5 protein-coding genes are annotated in these 6,000 nt (G+C 60.9%); 4 read left to right on the forward strand and 1 reads right to left on the reverse strand.

Annotated elements, in window-relative coordinates; translation table 11 throughout:
• The first annotated feature begins 105 nt into the window (after window positions 1–105).
• Window positions 106–696 carry a YceI family protein gene (locus tag CQ009_RS16730; RefSeq protein WP_105707523.1) on the forward strand — a complete coding sequence of 197 codons (591 nt, stop codon included), beginning with the start codon at window positions 106–108 and terminating at the stop codon, window positions 694–696.
• Between the two features lies 1 nt (window position 697).
• Window positions 698–1,855, forward strand: coding sequence for a phosphatidylserine/phosphatidylglycerophosphate/cardiolipin synthase family protein (locus CQ009_RS16735; protein ID WP_105707525.1), 1,158 nt, complete (start codon window positions 698–700; stop codon window positions 1,853–1,855).
• Between the two features lie 176 nt (window positions 1,856–2,031).
• Here the strand turns inward: CQ009_RS16735 and bglX are convergent, their stop codons facing one another.
• Complete coding sequence (gene bglX, locus CQ009_RS16740) at window positions 2,032–4,323, reverse strand: beta-glucosidase BglX (RefSeq protein ID WP_105707528.1); 2,292 nt, start codon at window positions 4,321–4,323, stop codon at window positions 2,032–2,034.
• A 262-nt stretch (window positions 4,324–4,585) separates the two neighbouring features.
• On the opposite strand from bglX, the gene CQ009_RS16745 reads away from it, so the two are divergent.
• Together CQ009_RS16745 and CQ009_RS16755 are read left to right on the forward strand one after the other, a co-directional pair.
• A complete protein-coding gene (locus tag CQ009_RS16745) occupies window positions 4,586–5,194 on the forward strand; it encodes a LemA family protein (protein WP_064393025.1) in 609 nt (202 codons plus the stop codon).
• Window positions 5,195–5,310: 116 nt separating this feature from the next.
• A partial coding sequence (locus tag CQ009_RS16755; RefSeq protein WP_105707529.1) for a YgcG family protein occupies window positions 5,311–6,000 on the forward strand: 690 nt, incomplete at its 3' end.

A 6,000-nucleotide genomic window follows, 5' to 3' on the forward strand; every position in this document is an offset into this window, starting at 1 on the left:
CCCCTGTAGGAGCTGCCGCAGGCTGCGATCTTTTGCTCTGGATGTTTGCAATAACCCCATGGCCAGTTAAGGTTCGTGCAGGTTTATCGCCCCCACGAGTCCTCAATGTTCAACCGCTCCCTCATTGCATCCCTGTCCAGCCTGCTGCTGGCCACCCTCGCGCTGCCGGCGCAGGCCAATTGGTATCTGGACGGCGAGTCGTCGCGGCTGTCGTTCGTCAGTACGAAAAACGCCAGTATTTCCGAAGTGCAGCGTTTTCTGGTGCTGCACGGCAAGGTCGATCCCAACGGTCGCGCCGAAGTCGAAATCGAGCTGGACTCGATCAACAGCGGCATCCCGCTGCGCGACGAGCGCATGCGCAAGGAGCTGTTCCAGATCGAGCAATTCCCCGAAGCGACCATCACCACGCAGATTGACTTGCGCCCGATCAACGATCTGGCCCCCGGCGCGCAACTGGAATTGCGCCTGCCGCTGACCGTCAATCTGCACGGCAAGCAACATGAATACCCGGCCGAACTCTTGGCAACGCGCCTTGATGATCGCCGCTTTCAGGTGGTGACGCTGGAGCCGCTGGTGATCAACGCCGAGGATTTCGATCTGCTGCCAGGGCTGGAAAGCCTGCGCAAACTCGCCGATCTGTCGGCCATCAGCCTGTCGGTGCCGGTGGGTGCGGTGCTGATCTTCACGGCGCGCTGACATGCGCGGCGCAGTGTTCCCATGGCGTGACGGTAATCGGTTCGAGCTGTTGATCGACGGCCCGCAATTCTTCCCGCGCATGCTTGAGCAGATCGCCGCTGCCCAGGAGCAGATCGAGCTCGAGCTGTATCTGGTCGAGGCCGGCGCCTGTGCCGAAACCATCGTCCAGGCGCTGGTGCTGGCGGCGGAGCGTGGCGTGCGTGTGCGTTGTCTGTTCGATGATTACGGCAGCCTCGCCTTCACCCTCAATTTGCGTCAGCGCCTGACTCATGCCGGGGTGGAACTGCGTTTCTATAATCGGCTTAACTGGCGGCGCTGGGTCGGCAACTTCTATCGCGATCACCGCAAATTGCTGCTGGTCGATCAATGTCTGGCGGTGGTCGGTGGCACCGGTGTCACCGATGAGTTCTGGACGCCGGGCCATGACAGCAGCGAATGGCACGAAGTGATGGTCGAGATCAGCGGGCCGTTGGTGATCGACTGGCAATTACTGTTTGATCGCCAATGGATCGCTAACCGCTACCGCCGCGCCTGGCGCCCGGCCGCGCATTTCGGTCTGCCACGGTTACCGCGCGTGCCGGACAAGGGCGAGGGCATGGGCCGTGTAGCGTATGCCGACGCCCGCCAGCACCGTGACATTCTGCAGTCGCTGTTCCGCGCCTTGAACAGTGGGCAAAAACGCATCTGGATGGCCACGCCGTATTTCCTGCCAACGTGGAAAATCCGCCGCTCCCTGCGCAAGGCTGCCGCGCGCGGTGTTGATGTGCGGTTGCTGTTGACCGGGCCGCGCACCGATCACCCGTCAGTGCGCTACGCCGGGCATCGCTACTACCCGCGACTGCTCAAGGCCGGGGTGCAGATCTTCGAATACCAGCCGTGCTTCCTGCACTTGAAAATGGTGCTGGTGGACGATTGGGTGAGCATCGGTTCGTGCAACTTCGACCACTGGAACCTGCGCTTCAATCTGGAGGCGAATCTGGAGGCGCTGGATCCGGCGTTGACGGCAGCGGTAGAGGCGAGTTTTGTGAAGGACTTCGGGCTGAGTCAGCAGGTAAGTCTGGAAGAGTGGCAGCGCCGGCCGTTGTGGCGGCGGGTCAAGCAGCGGGTGTGGGGCTGGGTGGATCGGGTGGTGGTCAATATCCTCGACCGCCGCGGGTAGAGCTAGATCAAAAGATCGCAGCCTTCGGCAGCTCCTACAGGGTGTACACCATCTTTTGATCGTTCCCACGCTCTGCGTGGGAATGCAGCCCGTGACGCTCCGCGTCACTGGACGCGGAGCGTCCCATGAGGCATTCCCACGCGGAGCGTGGGAACGATCATCGGGGCAAAAACCGGTTACAGCAACTCGAAGCTCTGCTGCGTCACGTCCTGCGAATCCAGGCCGATCTGCACGTTGAACTTGCCCGGCTCTGCCGCGTATTTGAGCTGGGCGTTGTAGAACTTCAGGTCATCCTCGGTGATGGTGAAGTGCACGACTTTCTGTTCGCCGGCCTTGAGCATGATTTTCTGGAAGTTCTTCAGTTCCTTCACCGGGCGGATCATCGAACCGGTGACGTCCTGAATGTACAACTGCACCACGGTTTCGCCGTCACGCTTGCCGGTATTTTTCAGCATGACGCTGGCGTCGAGCTTGCCGGTGGCGTTCAGGGTGGTCGACGACAGCGCCATGTCGCTCAGGGTGAACTGGGTGTAGCTCAGGCCATAACCGAACGGGAACAGGGGACCTGTGGTGTCATCGAAATACTGCGAGGTGTAGTTGCCCGGTTTGCCCGGCGTGAACGGCCGGCCAATGCTCAGGTGGTTGTAGTAGGTCGGGATCTGGCCCACGGAGCGCGGGAAGGTCACCGGCAGTTTGCCCGACGGGTTGTAGTCGCCGAACAGCACGTCAGCGATAGCGTTGCCGCCCTCGGTGCCGCTGAACCAGGTTTCCAGAATCGCGTCAGCCGACTGGTTCTCTTCGAGGATGGTCAGCGGACGGCCGTTCATCAGCACCAGCACCAACGGTTTGCCGGTGGCTTTCAACGCACGGATCAGCTCGCGCTGGTTTTCCGGGATGTTCAGATCGGTGCGGCTGGAGGATTCGTGGGACATGCCACGGGATTCGCCCACGGCGGCGACGATCACGTCAGCGTCCTTGGCGGCTTTTACCGCTTCGTCGATCAGCACCTTGGCCGGGCGCGGGTCATCGACCACTTCCGGCGCATCGAAGTTGAGGAAGTTCAGGTAGTCGAGCACCTTCTTGTCGCTGGTGATGTTGGCGCCACGGGCGTAGATCAGGTTCGACTTGTTGCCGATCACCGAGCTCATGCCATCGAACAGGGTTACCGATTGCGCCGGCTTACCCGCTGCGGCCCAGCTGCCCATCATGTCGATCGGTGCTTTGGCCAATGGGCCGACCAGCATGACTTTTGCGTCTTTCTTCAGCGGCAGGGTTTCGTTCTGGTTCTTCAGCAACACCAGGCTGCGTCGCGCCACTTCACGGGCCTCGGCGCGGTGCAGACGGCTCTCGGCGTAGGTGTCGACCGGATCATCTTCAGCCTTGCCGATGCGCAGGTACGGATCCTTGAACAGGCCCATGTCGTACTTGGCGGCGAGCACTTCACGCACCGCGTTGTCGATGTCCTTCTGTTCGATCTCGCCGGCCTTGAGCAGCCCCGGCAGCTCTTTGCCGTAGAGGGTGTCGTTCATGCTCATGTCGATACCAGCCTTGATCGCCAGTTTCGCTGCTTCACGACCGTCGCGGGCGACGCCGTGTTTGATCAGTTCGAAGATCGCGCCGTGGTCGCTGACCGCCAGGCCCTTGAAGCCCCAGTCACGACGCAACAGGTCGTTCATCAGCCAGGTGTTGGCCGTGGCCGGAATGCCGTTGATCGAGTTCAACGCGACCATCACACCGCCGGCGCCGGCATCGATTGCGGCGCGGTACGGCGGCAGATAATCCTGATACATCTTCACCGGACTCATATCGACGGTGTTGTAGTCGCGACCGCCTTCAACCGCGCCATACAGGGCGAAGTGCTTGACGCTGGCCATGATGCTGTCGGCGGCGCTCGGGGTCGCGCCCTGATAGGCACGAACCATCACGCCGGCGATGCGCGAGGTCAGGTAGGTGTCTTCACCGAAACCTTCGGAGCTGCGGCCCCAGCGTGGGTCGCGGGAGATGTCGACCATCGGCGCGAAGGTGATGTCGAGGCTGTCGGCGGCGGCTTCTTTCGCGGCAACACGGCCGGACTGGCCGATGGCATCCATGTCCCAGCTCGAGGCGAGGGCCAGCGGAATCGGGAAAATCGTCCGGTGACCGTGGATCACGTCGTAGGCAAAAAACATCGGGATCTTCAGGCGGCTGCGCATGGCAGCGTCCTGCATCGGACGGTTTTCCGGGCGGGTTATCGAGTTGAAGGTGCCGCCGATGTTGCCGGCCGCGATCTCTTTGCGGATCAGCTCGCGAGGCATTTCCGGGCCGATGCTGATCAGGCGCAACTGGCCGATCTTTTCATCGAGGGTCATTTGATTCATCAGGTTGCTGATGAACGCGTCCTTGTTTTCCAGGGGTACCGGGGTCGTGGCGGCCAATACTTGATGACTGGCCAGGCTGACGAACAGACCCAGCAAACACAGCTTCTTCATGAATATTTTTCTCAAGGGCACAAACGGCAATGCAATGCCGGCCAGCCAAAATTTAGGGAGCGACTATTGTTGTTCGGGTACAGGCTCAAAAAAGCAGAGCCAGAAACGGCAGCCGACACGGCGGCAGCGTGATCGCGCAGGGCACTTTTTAGCCCATTGGCGCGTCGTAATCCAGCAGCGCGGCCGATTATGCCCCAAGAGCCGGCGGAGAATGTTTCGCGCTCGGTTTTTATAATGAAATGTGCCAAGGAGCATCACTGCGATGAATGTAAGCCCAACCAATCGCTCGCGTTTGCAGGTCGCCACACTGCTGGTGCTGGCCACGCTGTTGACCGCGTGCGGCATCAACAATATCCCGACCCTCGACGAACAGGCCAAAGCCGCATGGGGGCAGGTGCAGAACCAGTATCAGCGCCGCGCCGACCTGATCCCCAACCTGGTGGAAACGGTGAAGGGTTACGCCGCTCATGAGCAGGAAACCTTGACCGCGGTGATCGAGGCTCGGGCGAAAGCCACGTCGATCCAGGTCGATGCCAGCACCCTCGACAATCCCGAGAAACTCAAACAGTTCCAGCAGGCGCAGGATCAACTGACCGGCGCGTTGAGCCGTTTGATGGTGGTCTCCGAGCGTTACCCGGACCTGAAGGCCAACCAGAATTTCCTCGCCCTGCAATCGCAACTCGAAGGCACCGAGAACCGCATCGCCGTGGCGCGCCGCGATTTCATTCTGGCGGTGCAGAAATACAACACCGAAATCCGCACCTTTCCCGGTCGTCTCTGGCACAGCGTGATGTACAGCGACCTGCCGATCCGCGAAACCTTCGAAGCCACCACGCCGGATGCCGATAAGGCACCTCAGGTCAAATTCTGAAAACACACCTGTGTAGGAGCTGCCGCAGGCTGCGATCTTTTGACGTTGGTTTGTAAAAACGAGATCAAAAGATCGCAGCCTGCGGCAGCTCCTACAGCGGACGGTGGGGGTAATAGATGCGTGTGTTGAAGATGGGGCTGGTGTTGCTGTTGTGGGTATTGACCTTCAGCGCCCGGGCCGAGTTGACGTTCCCGGCGCTGAGCGGGCGGGTGGTGGACGAAGCGCAGATGCTCGAGCCGTCGGTGCGCGCGCAACTGGGCCAGCAGTTGCAGGCCCACGAGCAGGCGACCGGCGAGCAATTGGTTGTGGTCACCGTACCGGATCTGCAAGGCACCACCATTGAAGATTATGGCGTCCAGCTGGGCCGGCACTGGGGCATCGGCCAGAAGGACAAGAACAACGGCGCGCTGCTGATCGTCGCCCGTGACGAGCGCAAGCTGCGCATTGAAGTCGGTTATGGTCTGGAGGACCGGCTCACCGATGCGCAGAGTTCGGTGATCATCCATCAAGTCATCACCCCCGCGTTCAAGACCGGCAACTTCAGCAAAGGCATCAGCGACGGCGTCGCGGCGATGCTGGTAGTGCTTGGCGGCAATCCGCTGGATGAGCCGTCGACGGTGTATGAATCGAGCGGTGATCCGTCCGATGATTTCGTCTCGCGGCATCCGGCATTGTTCGTGTTTTTAGTGATGTTGTTCATCCTGACGGTGTTTGTCTGCCAGATGCTCGGTATCCTGCCCGCCGGCCGTGGCGGCTCCGGAGGCGGGGGCGGCTTTGGCGGTGGTGGCGGTTTTGGTGGCGGCGGT

This window comes from Pseudomonas sp. MYb2, assembly GCF_002979955.1.
Classification (GTDB): Bacteria; Pseudomonadota; Gammaproteobacteria; order Pseudomonadales; family Pseudomonadaceae; genus Aquipseudomonas.